Below are 22,498 nucleotides of genomic sequence, written 5' to 3'. Positions count from 1 at the left end.
GCCGGATTTGCACGGATTGTCCGGTTGGTTGAACGAATCGTCCAGCCTGTTTGCCGTTAAATGTAACCACTTGTGTGCATCCGCAGCGCCTGGCGGGTCTTCTGGCGCTGCTTCTCGACGAAACCAACTCCTATGAATCTGCCGACCTGGCGCGAATGGCTGTTCTCGGCCAAGGCGCTGCTTGCGGCATTGCTCGCGCTCTACGTCGCGCTGGCGATCCCGCTGGACAACCCCTACTGGGCGATGGCCTCGGTCTACGTGGTCTCGCACCCGCTGTCGGGCGCGACGCGCTCCAAGGCGCTGTATCGTGCGCTGGGCACCGTGCTGGGCGCGGTGGCGTCGGTGGCGATCATCCCGACCTTCTCCCAGCAGCCGCTGCTGATGAGCCTGGTGATGTCGGCCTGGATCGGCGCCCTGCTCTACCTGTCGCTGCTCGACCGCACGCCGCGCAGCTACATCTTCATGCTCGCCGCCTACACGGTGCCGCTGATCAGCCTCAGCGAGGTCAACGATCCCTCGACGCTGTTCGACGTGGCCCTGGCGCGCTCCGAGGAAATTCTCCTCGGCATCGTCTGCGCCAGCCTGGTCAACGCACTGGTGCTGCCCAGCCGCATCGCCCCGACCCTCGGCGCGCGCATGGACCGGCTGCTCGGCGACGGCCGAGCGGTGGCCGCCAGGCTGCTCGCCAGCCGCCAGCTCGGGGCCGCCGACCAGGCGTTGCTCAACCGCTTGCTGGTGGACGTGATGGGCCTGGACGCAATGATCGTGCACCTGAGCTACGACAGCAGCAGTCACCTGCCGGAGCGCCACGCCCGGGACTTTCGCGCGCGCATGGCAATGCTCATTCCGCAACTGGTCTCGCTCGGCGATGCGCTGCAGGCGTTGCAGCGCGAGCTGGACCAGCCGCTGCCGGAACTGGACGAGCACCTGCAGCAGGTCGAGCGCTGGCTCGAGGGCTCGACCAGCGGCATCAGCGCCCGCCAGCTGCGCGAGCGCAGCCGGCAACTGGAAGCCTGGCTGGGCGACCAGCACCGCGGCCAGGCGCTGGCGCTCGAGAGCGCCCTGCGCCAGCTGCGCGGGCTGATCGACCTCTGGCAGGACTGCATCGCCCTGCGCCAGGGCTTCGCCGAAGGCCATCCCGAGCGGGCGCCGGCGTTGCGCTACCGGGTCGGGCAGCTGGTCGGCGGGCCGCGCCACCATGACCACGGCCTGCTCGCCTTCAGCGCGGCCTCGGTCGCCGCCGGCATCTTCCTGCTTTGCGTGCTCTGGTACTTCTCCGGCTGGGAGCACGGCTACGCGGCGGTGTTCATCGCCGCCGTGGCCAGCTGCTTCTTCGCCGGGCAGGACAACCCCGCGCCGTTCATCCGCTCGTTCCTGGTGGCGACGCTGATCTCCACGCTCGCCGCAGCCACCTACCTCTTTGCGCTGATGCCCAACGTGCAGGATTTCGGCAGCCTGGCGACCCTGCTGGCGGTGCCGCTCCTGCTGCTCGGCACCCTCACCGGCCGCCCGCAGTACACCGGCACCGTGGTGCTGCTGGCGGTGCAGACGATCAGTACCATCACCATCCAGGACAGCTATCGCGCCGACTTCCCGCTGTTCGCCGACATGGCGCTGTCCACCGCCGGGGGCGTGGTCTTCGCGCTGGTCTGGGTGCGCCTGACGCGCCCCTTCGGCACGCTCTGGGCGGCGCGGCGGCTGGCACGCCAGGGCTGGTCGAGCCTGGCTGCGCTGAGCGCGAGCGAGCGCCGTGACGATTTCGCCCGGGTGGTGCCGCGGGTGGTGGACCGGGTCGGCCAGCTGCTGCCGCGCATCGGCCAGCTGGAAGACGGCGGCGTGGCTTTCGGCGATGCGATCCAGGAATTGCGCATCTGCTTTCGCCTGCTCGAGTTGCAGCGCGCCCCGGCGACGCTTTCCGGCGTGCTGGGCGGGCTGTTCGCCGCGCTGGGCGAGCACTTTTCCGCTTGTGCACGGGCGCAGCGACAACTGGCGCTGCCCGCCGCGCTCGATGCGCAGCTGTCGCGCACCCTGGACGCCCTGCTCGCACGCCCCGAGCAGAGCGCCCGCCACGCCGCGCGCGCCGTGCACGGCCTGCGCCTGGCGCTGCAGGCGCCGGCTGCGCCGCGCGCCGAAACCACGCGGCAAGCCGCAGGAGGCCTGGCATGACCGGTCATCTCGACATCTATGGCGTCTACGTGCCGCTGCTGCTGGTGGCGATGCTGGCCACCTACCTGCTCAACAGCCTGCTGACCCGGGGCCTGCGGCGCCTGGGCTTCTACCGGTGGGTCTGGCACCCGCCGCTGTTCAACCTCGCCCTCTATCTGATCCTGCTGGGCGGCCTGTTCAACCTGATACCGCGGACCTGACATGAACAAATGGTTATCCGGCGCCGGCTCGGTGCTGCTCACCCTGGCGGTGGTCGCCGCTGCGGCGCTCGTCTGCGTCCACCTCTGGGACTACTACATGGAGTCGCCCTGGACCCGCGACGGCCATGTCCATGCCGACATCATCCAGGTCGCGCCGGACGTTTCCGGGCTGGTCACCGAACTGCACGTGCGCGACAACCAGAAGGTCGAGCGCGGCCAGCTGCTGTTCGTCATCGACCGCGCGCGCTTCGAGCTGGCCGTGGCCGAGGCCGAGGCCGCCGTGCTCGAGCGCCGCGCCCAGCTGGAACAGGCCCGCCGCGAGGCGCGGCGCAACCGCGTGCTCAAGGACCTGATCGCCGCCGAGACGGTCGAGATCGGCGACACCCAGGTCAAGCGCGCCGAGGCCGCGCTGGCCACCGCCGAGGCCGCGCTCGGCGTGGCGCGCCTGGACCTCACACGCACCCGTGTGCTGAGCCCGGTGGACGGCTACCTCGGCGACCAGACCATGCGCGTCGGCGACTACGTCAAGACCGGCACGCCGGTGCTGTCGATCGTCGACACCGGCTCGCTGCGCGTGGAGGGCTACTTCGAGGAAACCAAGCTGCACGCCATCGAGATCGGCCAGCCGGTGGACATCCACGTCATGGGCGAGGCCCAGCACCTGCGTGGCCACGTGCAGAGCATCGCCGCCGGCATCGAGGATCGCGACCGCGTGCGCGGCAACTCCCTGCTGCCCAACATCGACCCCAGCTTCAACTGGGTCCGCCTGGCCCAGCGCATCCCGGTGCGCGTGGTGCTCGACGACGGCCAGCAGACCGACATCCGCCTGGTGGTCGGGCGCACGGCCACGCTCTCGGTGCTGCCCTGGCCGGACGCCGGGCAGCCTGCCCGGGTCAGCGCACCATGACGCGCCTGCCCGAGACACTGCGCCGGGGCGCGCTGGCCCTGGCCATCGCCGGGCTGGCGGCATGCAGCGCGGTCGGCCCCGACTACCGGGTGCCGGACGAGGCGGCGATCAAACGCCCCACGGCCGGCGCAGCCTTCGACCTGGCGGGCAATGCCCGGGTCGCCGAGCAGTCGCTGCCGGCCGACTGGTGGAAGCTGTACGACGATCCGCTGCTCGAGCAGCTGATCACCGAGGCCCTGGCGCGCAACGCCGACGTACGCCTGGCCTACCACAACCTGCGCCGCGCCTACGAGGGCTATCAGATGGCGCACCACGCGCAGGAGGTGGAAATCGGCGGCGAGGCCTCGGTCGCCCGCGGCCAGCTGTCCAGCGAAGCGCTGGCGCTGCACGAGAAACTGCCGGTGATGAACCTGGCCGACGGTGGCGTCACCGTCGGCTACCAGCTCGACCTGTTCGGCCGCCTGCAGCGCGCCACCGAATCGGCCGCGGCCAGCGCCCAGGCCAGCCAGGCGGCGCTGGATGCCGCGCGGATCACAGTGGTCGCCGAGGTGGTGCGCCACTACATGAGCGCCTGCCATGCCAGCGAGGAACTGGCCATCGCCGCCCACTCGCTGGATATCCAGGCCCGGCAGTTCGAGGTGGCCCGGCGCCTGCTCGACGGCGGTCGCGGCAACCAGGTCGACGTGTCGCGGGCCAGTGCCCAGGTCGAGGCGCTGCGCGCCGAGCTGCCGCCGCTGGAAATACGCCGGGCCAGCGCGCTCTACGGCCTGGCCGCCCTGCTCGGCCGCACGCCGGGCGAACTGCCCGAGGCGGTCGCCGCCTGCCGCCACGCGCCGCAGCCGAACCAGCCGATCCCGGTGGGCGATGGCGCGGCGCTGCTCAAGCGGCGCCCGGACGTACGCGCCGCCGAACGCCAGCTGGCCGCGGCCACCGCCGACATCGGCGTGGCCACCGCGATGCTCTACCCGGAGGTCAGCCTGGGCCTGGATGCCGGCTACACCGGCATGCTCGAGCATATCGGCGACCCGATCACCCGGCGCTGGGGGTTCGGCCCGCACATCGCCTGGCATATTCCGACCCAGGTCGACCGCGCCCGCATCCGCGCCACCCAAGCCGGCGCGGACGCCGCACTGGCGCGCTTCGACGGCGTGGTGCTGCAAGCCCTGCGCGAGACCCAGACCCTGCTGGCACGCTACGCCAACGACCTGCAGCGCAACCGTGCCCTGCGCGATTCGCGCGATGCGGCGCGCGACGCGGCCACCTACAATCGACGGCTGTACCAGCAAGGTCGCATCGACTACGTGGCCAGCCTGGACAGTGAACGCACGCTGGCCAGCGCCGAGGCCGCGCTGGCCAGCTCCGAGGCCCAGCTGTCGGTCGACCAGGTGGACCTGTTCCTGGCCCTCGGCGGCGGCTGGCAGAACGCCGAGCGCGGTCCCGGGCCGACGACCGCGCACTGAAACGGGTTACGCCTGAGGTAACAATCGATGGACATGCTCAATGCCATGCGCGTCTTCGTCCGCGTCGTCGATGCCGGTTCGTTCACCGCCGCCGCCGAGCAATGCGCGATGTCCACCGCGCAGGTCTCGCGGCTGGTCTCCGAACTGGAGAACCACCTGCAGGCCCGGCTGCTGCATCGCACCACGCGCCGACTGGCGCTGAGCGAAGCCGGCTCGCGCTTCGCCGAGCGCTGCCGGCAGATCCTCGGCGAAGTCGAGCAGGCCGAGATCGAGGCCGGCTGCGCGCGCATCGACCCGCGTGGCCGCCTGCGGGTGCACTCGATCACCGGCCTCGGCATCCAGCTGCTGGCCAGGCTGGCCGGGCGCTACAGCGAGCGCTACCCGGCGGTCGACCTGGAACTGACCCTCTCCCAGCACCACCCCGACCTGCTGCAGGACGGGCTGGACGTGGTCATCACCCTGCGCCACCAGCTCGAGGATTCGGAGTTGATCGCCCAGCGCCTGGGCAGCGTCAGCCAGGTCCTCTGTGCGGCACCAAGCTACCTGGCGCAGCATGGCGTGCCGCGGCATCCCGAGGATCTTCACCGGCACCGCTGCCTGCGCCTGGCCGACCCGTCGCTGGGCGACCGCTGGCGCTTTCTCTGCGACGACGGCGAACAGCTGATCGAGCCGGGCGAGAGCTTCAAGGTCAACGTCGCCGAGGCCATGGCTAACGCCGCGGAAACCGGCATGGGCATCTGCATGCTGCCCGACTACGTCGCCGCGCCGGCGCTGCAGCGCGGCAGCCTGCGCCGGCTGCTGCCGGGCTTCCAGCTGCAGGAGAAGACCATCTACGCGCTCTACCCTTCGCGGCGCTTTCTCGATGCCAAGATCAAGACCTGGGTCGACTTCCTGCGCGAGGAACTGCCGCAGGTGCTGGAGGCCAACCGCGCGATCCTGCACGCCCCGGCGTGCCAGGCCGATTATTACCAATAGCGCAAAGGTTCTTGACCGCCAGCCGGGTTTTTCCAGCGCCCGCCTGCCCCTATCCTGACTCGCATGACACGCAGCGGCCGTACCGTCCCGCTGCAGCGTTCGGCAATCACGCTCCTTTGGCGAACGACAACGTCATGTTGGCTGCTTCTCTCCTCGTGGCAGCCCTTTTTATTCCCCCGGCCGGACAGCCCTGTCCGGTCACGCCGCGGCGAAAAGACCGACGGCACCACCTCTGGAGGTCGTTATGAAAACGTTCGCCTGTGCGATCAGCCTGGCCCTGTGCGCATCCTTCGCCGTAGCCGGCGAGTCCACCCCGTCGCGCGCCGCCGAGCGCCCGGACATCGCCAAGGTCGTCTCCATCGACGTGCCGGCCGGTGGCTGCAACGTGGTCGAGGCGAAGATGACCTACCTCGACTCGAAGGGCGAAAGCCACGTCATGACCTACCTGCGCCACGGCAGCGACTGCTTCGATCATTGAGCCCTGGCGCGACCGCCTGGACGGTCGCGCTCGCCGGCCCGCTCAGCGCTGGGTGACCGACGCGCTGTTGCCGGTTCCGGCCTGGGTGATGCTGGCGCTCGGCGGCTGCACGTCGAACATCGTCACCTGGTTCAGCACGGCGATGTTGGCGTCGCCGGTCTGGCTGATGGACGCCGTGCTGTAGGCGGCGTCCTGCACTGCGTCAATCTCGTTGAACGAGCCGTTCTGGGCGATCGTCAGCAGCGGGCCGTCGTAGCCCTGGACGATGTCCACGCGGTTCTCGTTACCCACCGAGCTGCCGCTGATGAGACCGCTGCGCGTCGTCTGGCGCGCGTTCAGCTCGTTGCCGACGCCGTCCTGGGTGTATTCGACCGTGCTGAAGCCCGCCCATTGGGTCACGTCCGCACTGTTGGCTTCGCCGCGCTGCGCCAGGCGCACCTCGCCGGTGTAGTAGCGCCCACCGATCTGCGTCACCGCCGCCTGGTTGAGGTCGCCTTCCTGGCTCACCCGGGTCGAACTGCCGTAGGCCGGCGATTCCTGGAAGATCTCCAGGCGGTTGCCGTCGCCCAGTTGGCTCAGCTGTGCACTTCCCCCGCCGTCCTGCACCACTTCGATCAGGTTGCCATCGCCCTCTGAGCGCGCATCCAGGGAGTTGACGTAGAAGGTCTGGTCGACCTGCTGCACGTTGCCCGCGCCCGCCTGGCGGAGCACGGCATAGTTGCCATTGCCATCCTGCTGCACCAGTTCGACGAGGTTGGTCGTGCCCAGCTGTTCGACCTGCGCGTCGCTGCGGTAATCCAGGTTGGCCTGGTAGATGCTGGCCTGGTTCTGGCTGCCGACTTGGACGATCTGCGCCTGCAGCTCGTAGCCGCGCTGGTCGGTGAGCGCGAGGTTGTTGTCGCCGTCCTGGACCACGCGGGACCAGTTCAGCGTGCCCTGCTGCAACTGGGTCGCCGAGTTCGGGCCGGTCTGCTCGAGGATGATCTGGTTGTCGCTGCCCGACTGGCTGGTGAGGGCCTGGGCGAGGGTGAGGCCCGGCAACGAGCCGAGCAGGATGCAGGCAATCAGCGGTTTGCGCGCGAACATGCGGGACACTCCTTTGAATATTGTCGTGGGCCGACTTCATGCTGGCCTGTCCGGCGCGTCCTTCGCCCGGTGCCACTCCCTGAACGGGGCGATTGTTCGTCGCTGCGGGTTAACGCCGCTATCGCCCGGACGATGCAGCCGCGCCGCCATTCGGACGAGCGGAGGCTTAAGCCTTCATGCCCAGGCGTTCGCGCATCTCGGTGCTGATCTGCTGCTCGCTGTGCCAGAAGCCTTCCCAGGGGTCTTCGCGGCCGAGCTCCTCCAGCCTCGGCAGCAGGTTGCGCAGCGTCCAGGCGTTCGCCCCCTTGAGTTCGGCCAGCTCGTCGCGGTGGATCGGCACCGAGACCGGCAGCCCCTCGCGCGCGCGCACCGAGTAGGCCGCCACGGTGCTGGCGCCCTGGCTGTTGCGCAGGTAGTCGATGAAGATCTTGCCGACCCGGTTCTTCGGCCCGCTGACCGCCGAGAAGTGCGCCGGCAGCAGCCGCGCCAGGTAGCGCGCCACCGCCTGGCTGAAGGCCTTCACCTCGCTCCAGCCATGCTCCGGGCGCAGCGGCACGAGGATGTGCATGCCCTTGCCGCCGCTGGTCTTGAGGAAGGATGCGAGGCCGATTTCATCGAGCAGCGTCTGGGTCAGCTGGGTGGCTTCGAGCATGCGTTTCCAGGGCAGCGCCGGGTCCGGGTCGAGGTCGAGGACGAAGCGATCCGGCCGCTCCAGCTGCGGCGCCACGGCGTTCCAGGTGTGCAGTTCGACGGTGCCCATCTGCGCCGCGCCGACCAGCGCCTCGGCGCTGTCGATCACCATCAGCGCGGCGTGCCCGGGGTACAGCGCCGGGTCCAGCTGGGTGATGTGCGGGATGCTCAGCTTCTCGGCGTGCTTCTGGAAGAACAGCTCGCCGTCGATGCCCTCCGGCGCGCGCACCAGCGCCAGCGGACGTCGGCGCAGGTGCGGCAGCGCCCAGGGTGCGACCTCGGCATAGAAGCGCGCCAGCTCCAGCTTGGTCGCCCCGCTGGCCTTGTCGATCACCCGCTCGGGGTTGCTGATGCGCACCCGGCTCGCGGCCAGGGCGTCGCTGTCACCGCCCGCCTTGGTCGGCCGCTCGCGGGTGATGGCACGGGCCGGCTTGTCGGCGCGCAGGCCGTGGAACACGGAGTGGCGCACCACACCTTGGCGGGTCATCTCGGCGTAGGCCACCTCGCACATCAGCTTCGGCTCGAGCCAGTGCGCGCCGCGCACGTCGGCCGCCGGCGGCGCCTTGGCCAGCGGCGAGCGGGCGGTTTCCAGCGGCTGCATCTTCGCGTGCAGGCTCTGCAGGCTGGCCTGGTTGAAGCCGGTCCCGACCTTGCCGGCGTACTGCAATGCGCCCTGCTCGTCATGCAGGCCCAGCAGCAGGGCACCGAAGCCGCTGCGCGCACCCTTCGGCTCGGTGTAGCCGACGATGATGAACTCCTGGCGGTTCTTGCACTTGATCTTCACCCAGCTGTTGCTGCGCCGTGACACGTATGTACTGCCGGCGCGCTTGCCGATCAGCCCTTCGAGGCGCATCTGGCAGGCGCTCTCGAGGATGCTTTCCGGCTGCTCGCTGAAATAGGCGGAATAGCGCAGCAGCTCGCTCTCGTTGCCTTCGAGCAGCCTGGCCAATGCCGCGCGCCGCTGCTCCAGCGGCACCTGGCGCAGGTCGTGACCGTTCAGGTACGGCACGTCGAACAGGTAGTAGGCGATGCCGCCGCTGCGCCCGGCCTCGAAGGCGTTCTGCAGCGCCTGGAAGTCCGGCGTGCCTGCTTCGTTGAGCACCACCACCTCGCCGTCGAGCCAGGCGGACGCCAGGCCCAGCCCGGCCAGGGCCTCGGCCTGGCGCGGCATCTTCGCCGTCCAGTCGTGGCCGTTGCGGGTGAATAGCTGGACCCGCTCGCCCTCGATGCGCGCGAGCAGGCGGTAGCCGTCGAACTTGATCTCGTAGCGCCAGTCACCGTCTGGCACCGACTCGACCAGGGTCGCCAGCTGCGGCTTGAGGCTGGCCGGCAGGTCGGCGGCCAGGGCGCCCGCGGGCATCGCCTGCGATGACTTGCGCGCGGTGCGGCGGCTGGTGGTTTTGCCCGCCGCCGCCGCACCGCGCCGACGCGGGATCAGCGTGCGCTCGCTGAGCACGCTGTCCGGCTGCTCGGCGACGATGTCGTACTCGCTCTGCGGGCGCGCATGTTCGTCGCCCGACTTGATCAGGAACCACTGCTCCTTGCTGCCCTGCATGTGGGTGCGCACCAGGTTCCACACGCCGGCGAGCTTCTCGCCCTGCAGCTCGAACTTGAGCTTGCCCTTGCGATAGCCCTCGGCGGCGTTGCCCTGGGGAAGCCAGATGCCGCGATCCCAGACGATCACGTCGCCGGCGCCGTAGTGCCCTTCGGGGATGTGCCCTTCGAAGCCGGCGTAGTCCAGCGGATGATCCTCGACGTGCACCGCCAGCCGACGCACCTTCGGGTCCAGGCTCGGGCCCTTGGGGATCGCCCAGCTCTTCAGGGTGCCGTCCAGTTCCAAACGGAAGTCATAGTGCAGCCGCGTGGCGTCGTGCTTTTGCACGCAGAACTGCAGCGCGTGGGCCTTGGCCGCGCTGCGCCGAGGCTTGCCGGCCGGCTCCGGGGTGGCGGCGAAGTCACGCCGGCGGTTGTATTCCTCGAGTGCCATGGCCTGCCCTGCCCCGTGGCCTCACTCGATGGAGCCAGGCGAGGTGGAATCGTCGTTCGGCCCACCCGGGGCGCTATGCCGGTCGGGCTGCTCGGAGCTGTCGGCGTCCTCCTCGGTGCCGTTGCGCACTGGCTTGCCGTCCTCGGTGACCAGGCGGCCCTGATGGTCGCGGCGGGTTTCCACCTCTTCCTGCGGGGCCGGGTTGCCCGAGGGGCTGGGCGGCGAGCCCTGGTCGTCGCGCGGCGTACCGGCGGGCCACTGGGCGGCGGCCGGCAGGGCCACCACGGTGCTCAGGGCAAGGGTCAGGATCAAGCGCTTCATGCCACCTCCTGCAAACGACGCCGTTACGCGTCTGTCATCTTCGGCTGGTAATCCTTGTGACCGCGGATCAGCGCCACGCTCGGCTGCGTCCTGACCAATGGTCATCCCCGCCAGCGGCCGAAACAGGGCGCTCGCGGAGCAGCGGCGGGGGCTGTGACAAATTTGTCCATGGACACCACGAGCGTGGCTGCTAGGGTTCAGAAGTCGTTCGCAACCAACGATGCGCCGCCAGTTTCGCGCACGGCCCAGTCACCTCCCACTTCACAGGAGGACTCATGAGCACTCGGCTACCTCTGTTCAAGATCGAAGCGATCCTGCACGACCACCTGCAACCCTATCGCTGCGAATGCCACCCGCAAGCGGACCGCTCCCTCACCGTGCGCCTCTACGGCGAGCAGGCCGAACGCGACGAGCTGACCGTGCTGGGCATCCGCTACGACCAGTGTCGCGATGCGGCCAACCTGGTGCGCCTGGCGCAGGAGCTGCGCATCGAGCTCTACGCGACCCGCAGCGAACTGGCGGGTGACCGCGCCACCGCCAAGTGAGCCGCGCTCAGCGTCGCGGCGGGACGCTGCTCTGTGGCGATCCGGCGCGCGAACGCTCCAGGTAGCGCACGAACACGTCATGCCCGTAGCTGTGGCTCTGCTCGGCCTTGCGCTGGCTTAGCCGCTGCCAGACGCGCTCGTGCAGGTAGAACACGAAGGTGTTGACCACCGGTTCGATGAGTGCCGCGGCGCTGCTGACCAGGAAGCTGCCGGTCAGCGCGTAGATCACGATGAATGCGGTCGCGAAGTGCAGGATGGCGAAGGTGAAGGTCTTCAGCAGGGGTCTTTGCTTCATTGCGGATCCAGTCCGGGCCGCGACGGTCCCTGCCGGTCGCGGCCCTTTTTTGCTTTGAGCCAGCTCTGGCCGGGCGCCAGGCCCGCGCCCGTCGTTCCGTGACGCCGGGGACGATCAGCGCTTGGCTTCGACGTCAGGCGTCACGGCGCGGGTCAGGTAGGCCTGGGTGATCTGCGGCAGGTGCTGGCGCATCCACTCGGCCATGGCGATCTCTTCCTGCAGGATGCGCTCGCAGATCTGCTGGGTCTGGGTATCGCCAAGGGCCTCGGCCGCGGCGATGAGGATGGTGTACGAGGCGATCTCCAGGTTCTCGAACACGTAGCCCATCTGCGCGCCCTTGACTATCTCGTCGCTGACCATCATGCCGCCCATGGCCTGCCCCATCGCCATCATCTTGCCGCCCAGGTCCTTGATCCCCGAATAGGACTTGTCGTAGCGCTGCAGGCAACTCTCGATCAGCCGGGCCTGGTTCTGCGTCTCGACGATGTGCTGCTCGATCCGGGCCTTGAGTTCGGGGTAATTCTCGATACGCGCGGCCTGCTTGTTGAGCATGGTCTCGGCCTGGGCCTCCATGGCGTGCGCGTCGCGCAACCATTCGATCAGTCGTTCGACCCGTACGTCGTTGCCGGTCTGGGCGCTTTGCATGGTCGTCTCTCCTGTGGCTTGGGAAGTTCGAGGGCACTCGGCCCGTCTGTGGGTTGTGAGGCCGACGGCCGCTGGCAAGTTCCGACCATCCGACTGGCTGCACGCGGCCCGCCGGGCCTGAACTTTGCGGCCTCGCCCCAGTCACTGGGCACATGTAAACGCGACGGGGGTGCCCCATCGAACTGCCCGCTTTTCTCCTGCAATGGAACAGCTACATCAGCCAGCCCGGTCTGCGCACGCTGACCCTGGCGGTGGCCGTGCTCCTGCTGTTCAGTCTCAGCGGGCGGGTGCTGACGGCGGTGGCGCTACGCCTGGCACGCGGCTTCCTGCTCACCCGCGAACTGGCCGAGCATCTCGAACGCCCGGTGCGCGTCTTGCTGCCACTGCTGGGCCTGCAGGGCGTCTGGCAGGCCGCGCCGGACGACTTGCCGTTGATCGGCGGCGCCCGCCACGTCACCGGGCTGCTGATCATCGTCTGCCTCACCTGGCTGGCCCTGCGCGTGCTGCGCGGCTTGCAGCAGGTCATCCAGATCAGCAACCCGGTGGACATCGCCGACAACCTGCGCGCCCGGCAGATCCATACGCAGTCACGTGTGCTGCTGCGTACCCTCGGGCTGTTCATCGTGATCATCGGCGCCGCGGCGATGCTGATGACCTTCCCCTCGGCGCGCCAGTTCGGCGCCAGCCTGCTCGCCTCCGCGGGCCTGGCGGGCCTGGCCGTGGGTTTCGCCGCGCGACCGGTGCTGGCCAACCTGATCGCCGGGCTGCAGATCGCCATCACCCAGCCGATCCGCCTGGATGATGTGGTCATCGTCGAGGGTGAATGGGGCCGCATCGAGGAAATCACCGGCACCTACGTGGTGGTGCGCATCTGGGACGACCGGCGGCTGGTGGTGCCCTTGCAGTACTTCATCGAGAAGCCGTTCCAGAACTGGACGCGGCGCAGCTCCAGCCTGATCGGCACGGTGTTCGTCTGGGTCGATTATTCGCTGCCGCTCGAACCGCTGCGCGACGAGCTGCGCCGCCTGTGCAAGGAGGTGCCGGAGCTGTGGGACGGGCGCGTCTGCGTGCTGCAGGTCACCGACACCAGCGAGAAGGCGATCCAGCTGCGGGTGCTGGTCAGCTCGCCGGACTCCTCGCGCAACTGGGACCTGCGCTGCCACATCCGCGAGAACCTGGTGGGTTTCATCCAGCGGCGCTACCCCGAGGCGCTGCCGCAGCTGCGCGCAGACCTCGCCGTCGCGCGCCGGCACCCGGTGGACAAGTCCAGCCCGGCGCCGGCCGAGCCGGAGCGCCAGCCGCCGGTCTGAGCGCCGCCGTCAGTCGTGGAAGGCGAGCTTGCGCTCCAGCTCGGCGAGGCGCGCCGGAATCTGCATCAGCCCGTAGCGCGCGGCCTGCTTGCGGATCTCTACGCGGTCGCCATCGAAGCGCATGGTCTGGCTGACCACCACCTGGCGCTCCCCGCGCATCAGCGCCCAGGCGTAGCACTGGGTGCCGCCGGCGTCCTCCTGATCATCATCGGCGACCCCGGTGTTGGCCACCGACAGGTTGGCGACGCTGGTGTTGAGCGCACCCACGGCCATCTCCGTGGCGACTTCCTCGCTGGTCAGGCCGAAGCGCTCGATGGTCTCGAAACTCACGCCCAGCAGGCGGTTCTTGGCCTTGGGCGAATACACCACCAGGCCCGAGTCGAGCACCTGGCCGCAGCCCGGGATGTCGCCCAGCAGCGAGGCCATCAGCCCGCAGGTGCAGGACTCGGCCGTGGTGAGCGTCAGCTCCCTGGCCCGCAGAAACTCGAGAATCTCGGTGATGTCTTGCATGGTTGGCTCCGGCGATATGCCAAATCGTTATCGGCTGCGAGTTCGAATCGGTTTGTCGCGAGCGAGTTCCTTGACTTTACTTTTCGATCGTGGACGCGAACTTCTACCAGGCCGCTCGGTCTGGTTTCTCTAGCGGGGCCGGAGAAGCCCAGCTGCCCGGGGCTTTCTGCCGCGGGCCCGATAACAAAATCCAGTCGATACCTGCGTGTTCATGGTTAGCGACCGTCATCAGACCGTCGCATGGGAAAAATATGCTCGATCGGGACGCCGTTCCGACGCGCTTGGGGAGATCGTGATGAGTATCGCTGTGAACGCCGGGCCAGTTCGCCAGAGCCAGATCCAGATCCAGATCCAACCACTGCAACCCGCCGTATCCCGCCCTGTGCTGCGCCTCGGCAGCTCCCAGGAAGACAAGAAGAAAATCCTGTTCGTGACCTCCGAGCTGACCGACCTGATCAAGACCGGCGGCCTGGCGGACGTATCCGCTGCCCTGCCCCGCGCGCTCGGTGCCCGGCACGACGTACGCGTGCTGATCCCCGGCTATCGCCAGGTGGTCCATTCCGGCCATCCGATCCTGGTGGTCGGCACCCTGGCCGCCCACGCCGGCGTCCCGGCCTGCAAGATCGGCCGGATGGACATGCCCGACGGCCTGATCATCTACGTGCTGATCAGCCCCGAACTCTACGAACGCGACGGGTCGCCCTACGGCGACCCGGACGGCGGCGACTGGCCGGACAACCCGGTGCGCTTCGCCCGCCTGGGCCTGGCCGCGGCCGACATCGCCGCCGGCACCGCCTGCATCCGCTGGGCACCGGACCTGGTCCACGCCCACGACTGGCCGGCGGGCCTGGCCCCGGCCTACATGCACTGGCGCGGGCTGCGCACGCCCAGCGTGTTCACCATTCACAACCTGGCCTACCAGGGCAACATCGACATGAGCCTGCGCCGCACCCTGGGCATCCCGCACGAGGCCTGCGGCCTGGAGCGCATGGAGTTCTACGGCAAGCTGTCGCTGCTCAAGGCGGGCATCGCCTACGCCCACCGGGTGACCACCGTCAGCCCGACCTACGCCCAGGAGATCACCACCCCCGAGTTCGGTTGCGGGATGGACGGCTTCCTGCGCATGAAGGCGCGCCAGGGCCTGCTCAGCGGCCTGCTCAACGGCATCGACGAAAGCTGGGAGCCGCACAGCGACCCGCAGCTGGTGCAGCGCTTCGCCGCGCACAACTGGGACGGCAAGCGCGCCAATGCCGACTACTCGCGGCAGATCTTCGGCCTGGACCGCGATGACAGCCCGCTGTTCGCCGTGGTCTCGCGGCTGGTGCAGCAGAAGGGCATCGACCTGACCCTGGGGGTCGCCCGGACCATCGTCGAAGGCGGCGGCCAGATCGCCGTGCTCGGCCAGGGCGAGCACCGCATCGAGGACGAGGTGCGCGAACTGGCCCGGCGTTACCCCGGCCGTGTCGCCGCCAGTATCGGCTTCGACGAAACCGACGCCCGGCGCCTGTTCGCCGGCAGCGACTTCCTGCTCATGCCCTCGCGCTACGAGCCCTGCGGCCTCAGCCAGATGTACGCCCAGCGCTACGCCTCGCTGCCGATCGCCCGGCGCACCGGCGGCCTGGTCGACTCCATCGAGGACGGCGTCACCGGCTTCCTGTTCGACGAGCCCAGCGTGGACAGCTACCGCCAGGCGGTGCAGCGGGCGCTGGCCATCCACCGCAGCCCGGAACTGCTCGGTGCCATGCGCTGCCGCGCGATGAACGCGGGATTTTTCTGGCGCCACGCGATCGAACCCTATGACCAGCTCTACCGGCAGTTGCTGGCCGAGCGACGCGAGGTTCATCTTTCCCCGGCCTGAGGTCATCAATGCCCAATCAGCGTGCTCATATCTGGCGACATGGACCGCACCCGATCGACCCCAACAGGACCCTGTTCAGACTCTGGGCACCGGACGCCAAAAGCGTCCAGCTCGACATCGTCGGCGGCGAGACGCTGGCGATGCAGGCCGCGCAAGACGGCTGGTACGGGGTGGAAGCGCCCTACGGCAGCGGCACCCTCTACCGCTTCCTGATCGACGGCGAGCTGGCCGTCCCCGACCCCGCCTCGCGCGCCCAGGCTGGTGACGTCCACGACCCGAGCATCGTGGTCGCGCCCGGCGACTACCTGTGGCAGCACCGCGACTGGCAGGGCCGGCCCTGGCACGAGACGGTGCTCTACGAACTGCACGTCGGCGCGCTCGGCGGCTATGCCGGCGTCGAGCGCCACCTGGCCGAGCTCGCCGAGCTGGGCGTCACGGCGATCGAGCTGATGCCGCTGGCCGAGTTCCCCGGCGAGCGCAACTGGGGCTACGACGGCGTGCTGCCCTACGCACCCGAGGCGTCCTACGGCACCCCGCAGGACCTCAAGCACCTGATCGACACCGCCCATGGCCTGGGCCTGATGGTGTTCCTCGACGTGGTCTACAACCACTTCGGCCCGGACGGCAACTACCTCGGCCGCTACGCCCGGCACTTCTTCCGCCACGACCAGCAGACCCCCTGGGGCGACGCCATCGACTTCCGCCGCCGCGAGGTGCGCGATTTCTTCATCGACAACGCGCTGATGTGGCTCAACGAGTACCGCTTCGACGGCCTGCGCCTAGATGCGGTGCACGCGATCCCCGAGCGCGGCTTCCTGCTGGAGCTGGCCGAGCGGGTGCGCCGCGAAACGGCGCCCGGCCGCCACGTGCACCTGGTGCTGGAGAACGAGGACAACCGCGCCAGCCTGCTCGGCGAGGCGCGCTTCGACGCGCAGTGGAACGACGACGGCCACAACGTGCTGCACGTGCTGCTGACCGACGAGCAGCAAGGCTACTACGCCGACTACAGCCAGGAGGCCAGCGCCAAGCTGGCGCGCTGCCTGGGGGAAGGTTTCGTCTACCAGGGGCAGAACAACCGGCGCGGCGAATCGCGCGGCGAGCCGAGCAGCCATCTGTGCCCCACCGCCTTCGTGCTGTTCCTGCAGAACCATGACCAGGTCGGCAACCGCGCCTTCGGCGAGCGCCTGGTCAGCCTGGCCGAGCCCGAGGCGCTGCGTGCGGCAACCACCCTGCTGCTGCTCTCGCCGATGATCCCGCTGCTGTTCATGGGCGAGGAATGGGGCGCGCGCCAGCCTTTCCTGTTCTTCACCAGCCACCATGGCGAACTGGCCGACGCGGTGCGCGAAGGCCGCCGCGGCGAGTTCGCCGAATTCGCCGCATTCGCCGACGCAGCCACCCGCGAGCGCATCCCCGATCCCAACGACGAGGCGACCTTCGCCGATTCCCGACCGGATTTCGGCGCCCGCCGCGAACCCGGCCATCGCGAATGGATGGCGCTGTACCGCGAGCTGTTGCGCATCCGCCATGCCGACATCGTGCCGCGCCTGCCGGGTTCGCGCTTCGCTGGCGCCCAGGTGCTCGGCGAAGGCGCGGTGCTGGCGCGTTGGCAACTGGGCGACGGCAGCCGCCTGCGCATCGCACTGAACCTCGGTCGCACGCCGGTGGCGCTGGAGCCGGTTGCCGAATCGGCCAGGCTGCTGTTCGCCAGTGCCACGGCCGAGGCGCCCGACCGCCTGCCCCCACGCACCACCCTGGTTCACCTGGAGCACGCGCTATGAGCGAGACCCCACTCCACCGGCTGGCCACGGCCGCCGGCCTGTCGATCGACTGGCTCGACGCCGACGCGCGCCCGCAGCGGGTTTCCGACGAGGTGCTGCGCGCCGTGCTCGCCGGCCTCGGCCTGCCGGCAGGCGATGACGGCGAGATCCAGGCCAGCCTCGAGCGCCTCGACGGCGCCGGCCACCAGGAATTGCCGCCCCTGCTGACCGGCGACCAGCACCGGCCGTTCGAGCTGGGCAACTGGTTCGCCCCGGGCACTGACTATCGCCTGGCGCTGGAGAGCGGTGAGCGGCGCGAAGGCCGGCTCGACGAGCACGGTCGCCTGCCGGGTATCGGCGAGCCGGGCTACCACCAGTTGCAAGTCGATGCGCGCAGCCTGACCCTGGCCGTCGCCCCCGCCGCCTGCCCCAGTGTGCTGGAACTGGCCGGTGGCCCCTGCTGGGGCCTGACCGTGCAGCTCTACAGCCTGCGCCGCCCCGGCGACGGCGGCCTCGGCGACACCCTGGCGCTGGAGGCCATGGCACGCAACGCCGCGGCCCACGGCGCCGATGCGCTGGGCATCAGCCCGGTGCATGCGATGTTCAGCGAACACCTGAACCACTACAGCCCCTACTCGCCGTCCAGCCGGCTGTTCTTCAACGTGCTGCACAGCGCGCCGGAGGCCATCCTCGGCGAGCGCGCGCTGCGCCAGGCCATCGAGCGCTGCGGCCTGGAGGCTGAGCTGCTGCGTCTGGAGGAACTGGAGCTGGTCGACTGGCCCGGCGTGGCCCGTGCCCGCCAGTGCCTGCTGCGCGCGCTGTACGAGGATTTCAGCCAGGGCGGCAACGCCCTGCAGGCCGACTTCGACAGCTTCCGCGCCGCCGGTGGCGAGGCGCTGGAGGACCACTGTCGCTTCGAGGCGCTGCATGCCGCGCTGACCGACGCCGAGGGCTACCCGCAGCACTGGCGCAACTGGCCCGAGGCCTACCGCGACCCACGCAGCGCCGCGGTACAGCGTTTCGCCGAAGAGCAGGCCGGGCAGGTGCGCTTCCACGTGTTCGCCCAGTGGCTGATGGCCCGGGGCCTGGAACGCGCCCAGGTGGCCGCCACCAGCGCCGGCATGCGCATCGGCCTGGTCAGCGACCTGGCGGTCGGCGCCGACGGCAGCGGCAGCCAGGCCTGGAGCCGCCAGGGCGAAGTGCTCGACTCGCTGAGCATCGGCGCGCCGCCGGATATCCTCAACCGCGCCGGGCAGAACTGGGGGCTGGCGGCCTTTTCGCCCACCGGCCTCAGGCGCCACGGCTACCGGGCGTTCATCGAGATGCTGCGCGCCAACCTGGCCCACGCCGGCGGCATGCGCATCGACCATGTGATGGGGCTGATGCGCCTGTGGGTGATGCCGGCCGGCGCCGACCCGCAGCACGGCGCCTACCTCAACTACCCGTTCGACGACCTGCTGCGCCTGCTCAGCCTCGAGGCCTGGCGGCACCGCGCGGTGATCCTCGGCGAAGACCTCGGCACGGTGCCGCACGGGCTGCGCGACAAGCTGGCCGAGCGCAACATCCTCGGCATGCGCGTGCTGCTGTTCGAGCGCGACGGGCAGTCGTACTTCTTCCCCGCCGCGCACTGGTCGGACCGTGCGCTGGCGACCAGCACCACCCACGACATCCCGACCCTGCACGGCTGGTGGCAGGGCCATGACATCGACTGGCGCATCCGCGTCGGCCAGGTCGGCGAGGCATCGCGCGACGATCTGCTGCAAGAGCGCGACCGCGAACGCGCCGGGCTCAACCGGACCCTGCGCGAGGATGCCGGCAAGCCGGGCGAGGACCTGCTCAGCGTCGACGAGGCGGTCGATGCCGCCGCCTGCTTCCTCGGCCACACACCGGCGCCGCTGGTGCTGCTGCCGGTCGAGGACGCCCTTGGCCTCGCCGAGCAGACCAACATGCCGGGCATCGTCGACAAGCACCCCAACTGGCGCCGGCGCTACCCCGGCGACAGTGCCAGCCTGCTCGACGGCGAGCCGTGCAACCATCGCCTCGACTGCCTGCGCCAAGCCCGCCAGCAGTCCCGTGGGAGCCATGCCTAGATGAAACCCCTGAGCGCCACCCTGCGGCTGCAGTTCCACCGCGACTTCACCCTCGACCACGCCGCCGAGCTGGTCGACTACTTCGCCGCGCTGGGTATCTCGCACCTCTACGCCTCGCCGCTGCTGACCGCCCGCCCGGGCTCGATGCACGGCTACGACGTGATCGACCCTACCCGCATCAACCCCGAACTGGGGGGCGAACAGGCGCTGCAGCGGCTGGTGGCGAAGCTGCGCGAGAAAGGCATGGGGCTGATCCTGGACATCGTCTCCAACCACATGGCGGTGGGTGGCGACGGCAACCCCTGGTGGCTGGACGTGCTCGAATGGGGCCGACGCAGCCCCTACGCGCAGTTCTTCGACATCGAGTGGAATTCCCCCGACCCGCTGCTCGAAGGCCAGTTGCTGGTGCCCTTCCTCGGCAGCGACTACGGCGAGGCGCTGCAGCAGGGCAGCGTCACCCTGCAGCTGGACGTGGAAGCCGGCGCGCTCTACGCCAAGCATTACGAGCATCGTTTCCCGATCACGCCACCGTCCTACGGCGAAGTGCTGCGGCTGACCGAGCACCCGGCGCTGCGCGCCCTCGCCCAGCATTTCGATGCCCTGCGCACCGAACCGGCGCCCTACCAGGCGGCCCGCCAGCTGCGCAGCGAGCTGGCGCAGCTGCTCGAGGACGGCGACGCCCGCCGCCAGCTGGAGGCCGCGCTGCAGCACTACGACGGCACCAGCACCGAAGGCTTCAAGCGCCTGCACGCGCTGCTCGAGCGCCAGCATTACCGCCTGGCCAGCTGGCGCACCGCGGCGGACGACATCAACTGGCGGCGCTTCTTCGACATCAACGAGCTGGGCGGCCTGCGCGTCGAGCGGCCGGTGGTGTTCGAACAGACCCACGAGAAGATCTTCCAGCTGATCGGCGATGGCCTGGTCGACGGCCTGCGCATCGACCACATCGACGGCCTGGCCAACCCGCGCGGCTACTGCCGGCGCCTGCGCCGGCGCGTCGACCGCCTCGCCGCGCTGCGCCCCGCGATCGACGGCACGGCCCAGGCGGGCCACCACCTGCCGATCTACGTGGAGAAGATCCTCGCTGCCGGCGAAAGCCTGCACGACGACTGGGGCGTGGACGGCACCACCGGCTACGAGTTCATGAACCAGGTGTCGCTGCTGCAGCACGACCCGGCCGGGCTCGAACCGCTCTGCGCGCTGTGGAGCGAACTCAGCGGCCGCCCGGCCGACTTCATGGAGGAAGTGCGCCAGGCCCGCCAGCTGGTGGTCACCGGGCCCCTGGCCGGCGACTTCGAGACCGTCGCGCAGACCCTGCTGGCCATCGCCCGCGGCGACGTGATGACCCGCGACATCACCCTCGGCGCGATCCGCCGCGCACTGCTCGAACTGATCGTGCACTTCCCCGTCTACCGCACCTACATCGCCGCGCCCGGGCGCCGGCCGGCCGACGAGCCGTTCTTCCAGCAGGCCCTGGCCGGCGCGCGCACCACGCTCAACGAAGCCGACTGGCCGTTGCTCGAGCACCTGGCCCTCTGGCTCGGCGGCGAGCACCTGCGCAGCGTCCCGCCGGGGCCCATGCGCAGGCTGCGGCGCTACGCCTGCGCGCGCTTCCAGCAGCTCACCTCGCCGGCCGCGGCCAAGGCCGTGGAAGACACCGCCTGCTACCGCTCCGGCGTGCTGCTGTCGCGCAACGACGTCGGCTTCGACCCGCAACGCTTCAGCGCGCCGGTGCAGGCCTTCCACGACGAGTGCCTGCGCCGCGCCGAACACTTCCCGCGCAACCTGCTGACCACCGCCACCCACGACCACAAGCGCGGCGAAGACACCCGTGCGCGCCTGGCGGTGATCAGCGAGCGCGCGCACTGGTTCGCCGAGCAGCTGCGCGGCTGGCGCGAGCGCGCCGCCGCACGGGTGCGCGAGCTGGACGACGGCCCGGCGCCCTCGCCGGCCGACGAGATGATGCTCTACCAGACCCTGCTCGGCTCCTGGCCGCTGGCGCTGGCCGCCGACGACCGCGCCGGCCTGGACGCCTACTGCGCACGCATCCTGCGCTGGCAGGAAAAGGCCGTGCGCGAGGCCAAGCTGCGCAGTACCTGGGCGGCCCCGAACGCGGCCTACGAGTCGGCCTGCCGCGACTACGCCGACTGGCTGCTGCGTGCCGACGACAGCCTGCCGCTACGCGTGGAGATCGCCGCCGCGGCCATGGAGCTGGCGCCCGCCGGTGCGCTGAACAGCCTCGCGCAATGCCTGCTGCGCATGACCACGCCGGGCGTGCCCGACCTCTACCAGGGCGCCGACTACTGGGACTTCAGCCTGGTCGACCCGGACAATCGGCAGCCGGTGGACTTTGCCGCGCGCCGTAGCGGCTTCGACCTCGACCTGCCCGCCGACCAGCTGCTGGACGCCTGGCACGATGGTCGCATCAAGCAATGGCTGATCGGCCGCACGCTGGGCCTGCGCCAACGCTGCCCGCAGTTGTTCAGCGAAGGCCGCTACCTGCCGCTGGAGGTCGAGGGCGCGCAGGCCGGGCGCATCCTCGCCTTCGCCCGCGAGCACCAGGGGCGATGGCTGCTGGTGGTGGTGCCGCGCCTGGCGGCCGGGCTGATCGGCGAGCAACGCCGGCCGTGCATCGCCGCCGAACGCTGGGAAGACACCCGCATCCTGCTGCCCGAGGCGCTGGACGGTCGTGAACTGCAGCGACTTTTCCGCCCGGCGGCAGTCAGATCGGAACGAGCCAGCCTTGAGGTCGGACAGCTGCTGGACGGCCTGCCGATCGCTGTACTGCACGCACTTTGAATCAACCAGGAGAATCCAAACAATGACTTCAGAAGATCAACGCATCCGCGAATTCGCCTACCAGATCTGGCAATCCGAAGGCTGCCCGCACGGCCAGGACGAACGCCACTGGGACATGGCCCGCAAGCTGGTCGAAGCGGAGAAAACCCCGCTGGCGGCCAGCGTGAAACCGGCGGCCAACCGCGCGCGCAAGCCGGCCGCCAAGGCGATCGAGACGGCGGCCGCCACGCCCTCCGCGGCCAAGCCGCGCGCCACCCGCGCCGGCGCCAAGGCCAGCCAGGCCGCACCCAAGGCGGGCACCGAGGCCGCCGCCGGTGCACCGGAAAAGGTCAAGAAGCCGCGGGCCAGTCGCGCCAAGCCGCAAGCCTGACCCCCGCCACGCCGTACCGCTGCCGTCCCGGAGCCAGGCCCATTCGAGT

The 22,498-nt window shown here is 69.8% G+C and carries 18 protein-coding genes and 1 pseudogene; 13 read left to right on the top strand and 6 right to left on the bottom strand.

From position 1 onward, the window contains the following. The first annotated feature begins 132 nt into the window (after positions 1-132). The 6 genes from L3N39_RS10485 to L3N39_RS10460 all read left to right on the top strand — a co-directional run bounded on the left by L3N39_RS10485 (position 133) and on the right by L3N39_RS10460 (position 6,186). Entirely contained in the window at positions 133-2,166 is a 2,034-nt protein-coding gene (locus tag L3N39_RS10485; RefSeq protein ID WP_237257273.1) for an FUSC family protein, read from the top strand. Beyond that, positions 2,163-2,366: a DUF1656 domain-containing protein gene (locus L3N39_RS10480; RefSeq protein ID WP_237257272.1), complete on the top strand. Its 204-nt coding sequence runs from the start codon at positions 2,163-2,165 to the stop codon at positions 2,364-2,366. The genes L3N39_RS10485 and L3N39_RS10480 overlap by 4 nt, the downstream gene beginning before the upstream one ends. Position 2,367: 1 nt before the next feature. After that, complete coding sequence (locus tag L3N39_RS10475) at positions 2,368-3,273, top strand: efflux RND transporter periplasmic adaptor subunit (RefSeq protein WP_237257271.1); 906 nt, start codon at positions 2,368-2,370, stop codon at positions 3,271-3,273. Next, positions 3,270-4,733, top strand: a complete 1,464-nt coding sequence (locus tag L3N39_RS10470; RefSeq protein WP_237257270.1) for an efflux transporter outer membrane subunit — start codon at positions 3,270-3,272, stop codon at positions 4,731-4,733. The genes L3N39_RS10475 and L3N39_RS10470 overlap by 4 nt, the downstream gene beginning before the upstream one ends. Positions 4,734-4,760: 27 nt before the next feature. Continuing rightward, the gene (locus L3N39_RS10465; RefSeq protein ID WP_237257269.1) at positions 4,761-5,708 is read left to right on the top strand and encodes a LysR family transcriptional regulator; all 948 of its coding nucleotides are present in this window, start codon (positions 4,761-4,763) and stop codon (positions 5,706-5,708) included. A gap of 244 nt (positions 5,709-5,952) precedes the next feature. Next, positions 5,953-6,186, top strand: coding sequence for a DUF2790 domain-containing protein (locus L3N39_RS10460; protein ID WP_237257268.1), 234 nt, complete (start codon positions 5,953-5,955; stop codon positions 6,184-6,186). 42 nt (positions 6,187-6,228) lie between these two features. On the opposite strand, the gene L3N39_RS10455 is transcribed toward L3N39_RS10460, so the two are convergent. The 3 genes from L3N39_RS10455 to L3N39_RS10445 form a co-directional block, all read right to left on the bottom strand. Then, a complete protein-coding gene (locus L3N39_RS10455; RefSeq protein WP_237257267.1) occupies positions 6,229-7,272 on the bottom strand; it encodes a hypothetical protein in 1,044 nt (347 codons plus the stop codon). A gap of 166 nt (positions 7,273-7,438) precedes the next feature. Continuing rightward, positions 7,439-9,949: a DNA ligase D gene (gene ligD / locus L3N39_RS10450; RefSeq protein WP_237257266.1), complete on the bottom strand. Its 2,511-nt coding sequence runs from the start codon at positions 9,947-9,949 to the stop codon at positions 7,439-7,441. 21 nt (positions 9,950-9,970) lie between these two features. Beyond that, the gene (locus tag L3N39_RS10445) at positions 9,971-10,270 is read right to left on the bottom strand and encodes a hypothetical protein (RefSeq protein ID WP_237257265.1); all 300 of its coding nucleotides are present in this window, start codon (positions 10,268-10,270) and stop codon (positions 9,971-9,973) included. A 275-nt stretch (positions 10,271-10,545) separates the two neighbouring features. On the opposite strand from L3N39_RS10445, the gene L3N39_RS10440 reads away from it, so the two are divergent. Then, a complete protein-coding gene (locus L3N39_RS10440) occupies positions 10,546-10,815 on the top strand; it encodes a DUF1652 domain-containing protein (protein WP_237257264.1) in 270 nt (89 codons plus the stop codon). A 7-nt stretch (positions 10,816-10,822) separates the two neighbouring features. Here the strand turns inward: L3N39_RS10440 and L3N39_RS10435 are convergent, their stop codons facing one another. Next, a complete protein-coding gene (locus tag L3N39_RS10435; protein ID WP_237257263.1) occupies positions 10,823-11,110 on the bottom strand; it encodes a DUF2061 domain-containing protein in 288 nt (95 codons plus the stop codon). A 114-nt stretch (positions 11,111-11,224) separates the two neighbouring features. Next, positions 11,225-11,755 carry a ferritin-like domain-containing protein gene (locus L3N39_RS10430; protein ID WP_237257262.1) on the bottom strand — a complete coding sequence of 177 codons (531 nt, stop codon included), beginning with the start codon at positions 11,753-11,755 and terminating at the stop codon, positions 11,225-11,227. A 197-nt stretch (positions 11,756-11,952) separates the two neighbouring features. Here L3N39_RS10430 and L3N39_RS10425 point away from each other — a divergent pair, with 197 nt between their 5' ends. Next, positions 11,953-13,065, top strand: a complete 1,113-nt coding sequence (locus L3N39_RS10425; protein WP_237257421.1) for a mechanosensitive ion channel family protein — start codon at positions 11,953-11,955, stop codon at positions 13,063-13,065. A 9-nt stretch (positions 13,066-13,074) separates the two neighbouring features. On the opposite strand, the gene L3N39_RS10420 is transcribed toward L3N39_RS10425, so the two are convergent. Continuing rightward, positions 13,075-13,575: a CinA family protein gene (locus L3N39_RS10420; protein ID WP_237257261.1), complete on the bottom strand. Its 501-nt coding sequence runs from the start codon at positions 13,573-13,575 to the stop codon at positions 13,075-13,077. A gap of 295 nt (positions 13,576-13,870) precedes the next feature. On the opposite strand from L3N39_RS10420, the gene glgA reads away from it, so the two are divergent. From glgA to L3N39_RS10395, 5 genes and pseudogenes are all read left to right on the top strand, one after another. Then, positions 13,871-15,433, top strand: coding sequence for a glycogen synthase GlgA (gene glgA / locus L3N39_RS10415; protein WP_237257260.1), 1,563 nt, complete (start codon positions 13,871-13,873; stop codon positions 15,431-15,433). An 8-nt stretch (positions 15,434-15,441) separates the two neighbouring features. Continuing rightward, entirely contained in the window at positions 15,442-17,211 is a 1,770-nt protein-coding gene (gene treZ, locus L3N39_RS10410; RefSeq protein ID WP_237257259.1) for a malto-oligosyltrehalose trehalohydrolase, read from the top strand. Beyond that, positions 17,208-19,280 (top strand): 4-alpha-glucanotransferase, encoded by a 2,073-nt coding sequence (gene malQ / locus L3N39_RS10405; RefSeq protein ID WP_237257258.1) that lies wholly within the window; start codon positions 17,208-17,210, stop codon positions 19,278-19,280. The genes treZ and malQ overlap by 4 nt, the downstream gene beginning before the upstream one ends. After that, positions 19,281-22,105, top strand: a pseudogene (locus tag L3N39_RS10400) (malto-oligosyltrehalose synthase). It abuts the gene before it with no gap. Then, entirely contained in the window at positions 22,102-22,449 is a 348-nt protein-coding gene (locus L3N39_RS10395; protein ID WP_237257256.1) for a DUF2934 domain-containing protein, read from the top strand. Before L3N39_RS10400 ends, L3N39_RS10395 begins: the two are co-directional and overlap by 4 nt. The last annotated feature ends 49 nt before the right edge of the window (positions 22,450-22,498 follow it).

It is taken from the genome of Pseudomonas oligotrophica (assembly GCF_021726475.1).
Classification (GTDB): domain Bacteria; phylum Pseudomonadota; class Gammaproteobacteria; order Pseudomonadales; family Pseudomonadaceae; genus Stutzerimonas; species Stutzerimonas oligotrophica.
The sequence above is the reverse complement of the archived record's forward strand: the minus strand, read 5'-3'. Positions and strand labels throughout refer to the sequence as shown.

Excerpts from the sequence above, each read along its gene's own strand:
- L3N39_RS10480 (WP_237257272.1), top strand. The coding sequence starts at position 2,163 with ATGACCGGTCATCTCGACATCTATGGCGTCTACGTGCCGCTGCTGCTG.
- L3N39_RS10455 (WP_237257267.1), bottom strand. The coding sequence starts at position 7,272 with ATGTTCGCGCGCAAACCGCTGATTGCCTGCATCCTGCTCGGCTCGTTG.
- L3N39_RS10470 (WP_237257270.1), top strand. The coding sequence starts at position 3,270 with ATGACGCGCCTGCCCGAGACACTGCGCCGGGGCGCGCTGGCCCTGGCC.
- L3N39_RS10430 (WP_237257262.1), bottom strand. The coding sequence starts at position 11,755 with ATGCAAAGCGCCCAGACCGGCAACGACGTACGGGTCGAACGACTGATC.
- L3N39_RS10460 (WP_237257268.1), top strand. The coding sequence starts at position 5,953 with ATGAAAACGTTCGCCTGTGCGATCAGCCTGGCCCTGTGCGCATCCTTC.
- L3N39_RS10445 (WP_237257265.1), bottom strand. The coding sequence starts at position 10,270 with ATGAAGCGCTTGATCCTGACCCTTGCCCTGAGCACCGTGGTGGCCCTG.
- malQ (WP_237257258.1), top strand. The coding sequence starts at position 17,208 with ATGAGCGAGACCCCACTCCACCGGCTGGCCACGGCCGCCGGCCTGTCG.
- L3N39_RS10435 (WP_237257263.1), bottom strand. The coding sequence starts at position 11,110 with ATGAAGCAAAGACCCCTGCTGAAGACCTTCACCTTCGCCATCCTGCAC.
- glgA (WP_237257260.1), top strand. The coding sequence starts at position 13,871 with ATGAGTATCGCTGTGAACGCCGGGCCAGTTCGCCAGAGCCAGATCCAG.
- L3N39_RS10395 (WP_237257256.1), top strand. The coding sequence starts at position 22,102 with ATGACTTCAGAAGATCAACGCATCCGCGAATTCGCCTACCAGATCTGG.
- L3N39_RS10485 (WP_237257273.1), top strand. The coding sequence starts at position 133 with ATGAATCTGCCGACCTGGCGCGAATGGCTGTTCTCGGCCAAGGCGCTG.
- L3N39_RS10475 (WP_237257271.1), top strand. The coding sequence starts at position 2,368 with ATGAACAAATGGTTATCCGGCGCCGGCTCGGTGCTGCTCACCCTGGCG.
- treZ (WP_237257259.1), top strand. The coding sequence starts at position 15,442 with ATGCCCAATCAGCGTGCTCATATCTGGCGACATGGACCGCACCCGATC.
- L3N39_RS10465 (WP_237257269.1), top strand. The coding sequence starts at position 4,761 with ATGGACATGCTCAATGCCATGCGCGTCTTCGTCCGCGTCGTCGATGCC.
- ligD (WP_237257266.1), bottom strand. The coding sequence starts at position 9,949 with ATGGCACTCGAGGAATACAACCGCCGGCGTGACTTCGCCGCCACCCCG.
- L3N39_RS10420 (WP_237257261.1), bottom strand. The coding sequence starts at position 13,575 with ATGCAAGACATCACCGAGATTCTCGAGTTTCTGCGGGCCAGGGAGCTG.
- L3N39_RS10440 (WP_237257264.1), top strand. The coding sequence starts at position 10,546 with ATGAGCACTCGGCTACCTCTGTTCAAGATCGAAGCGATCCTGCACGAC.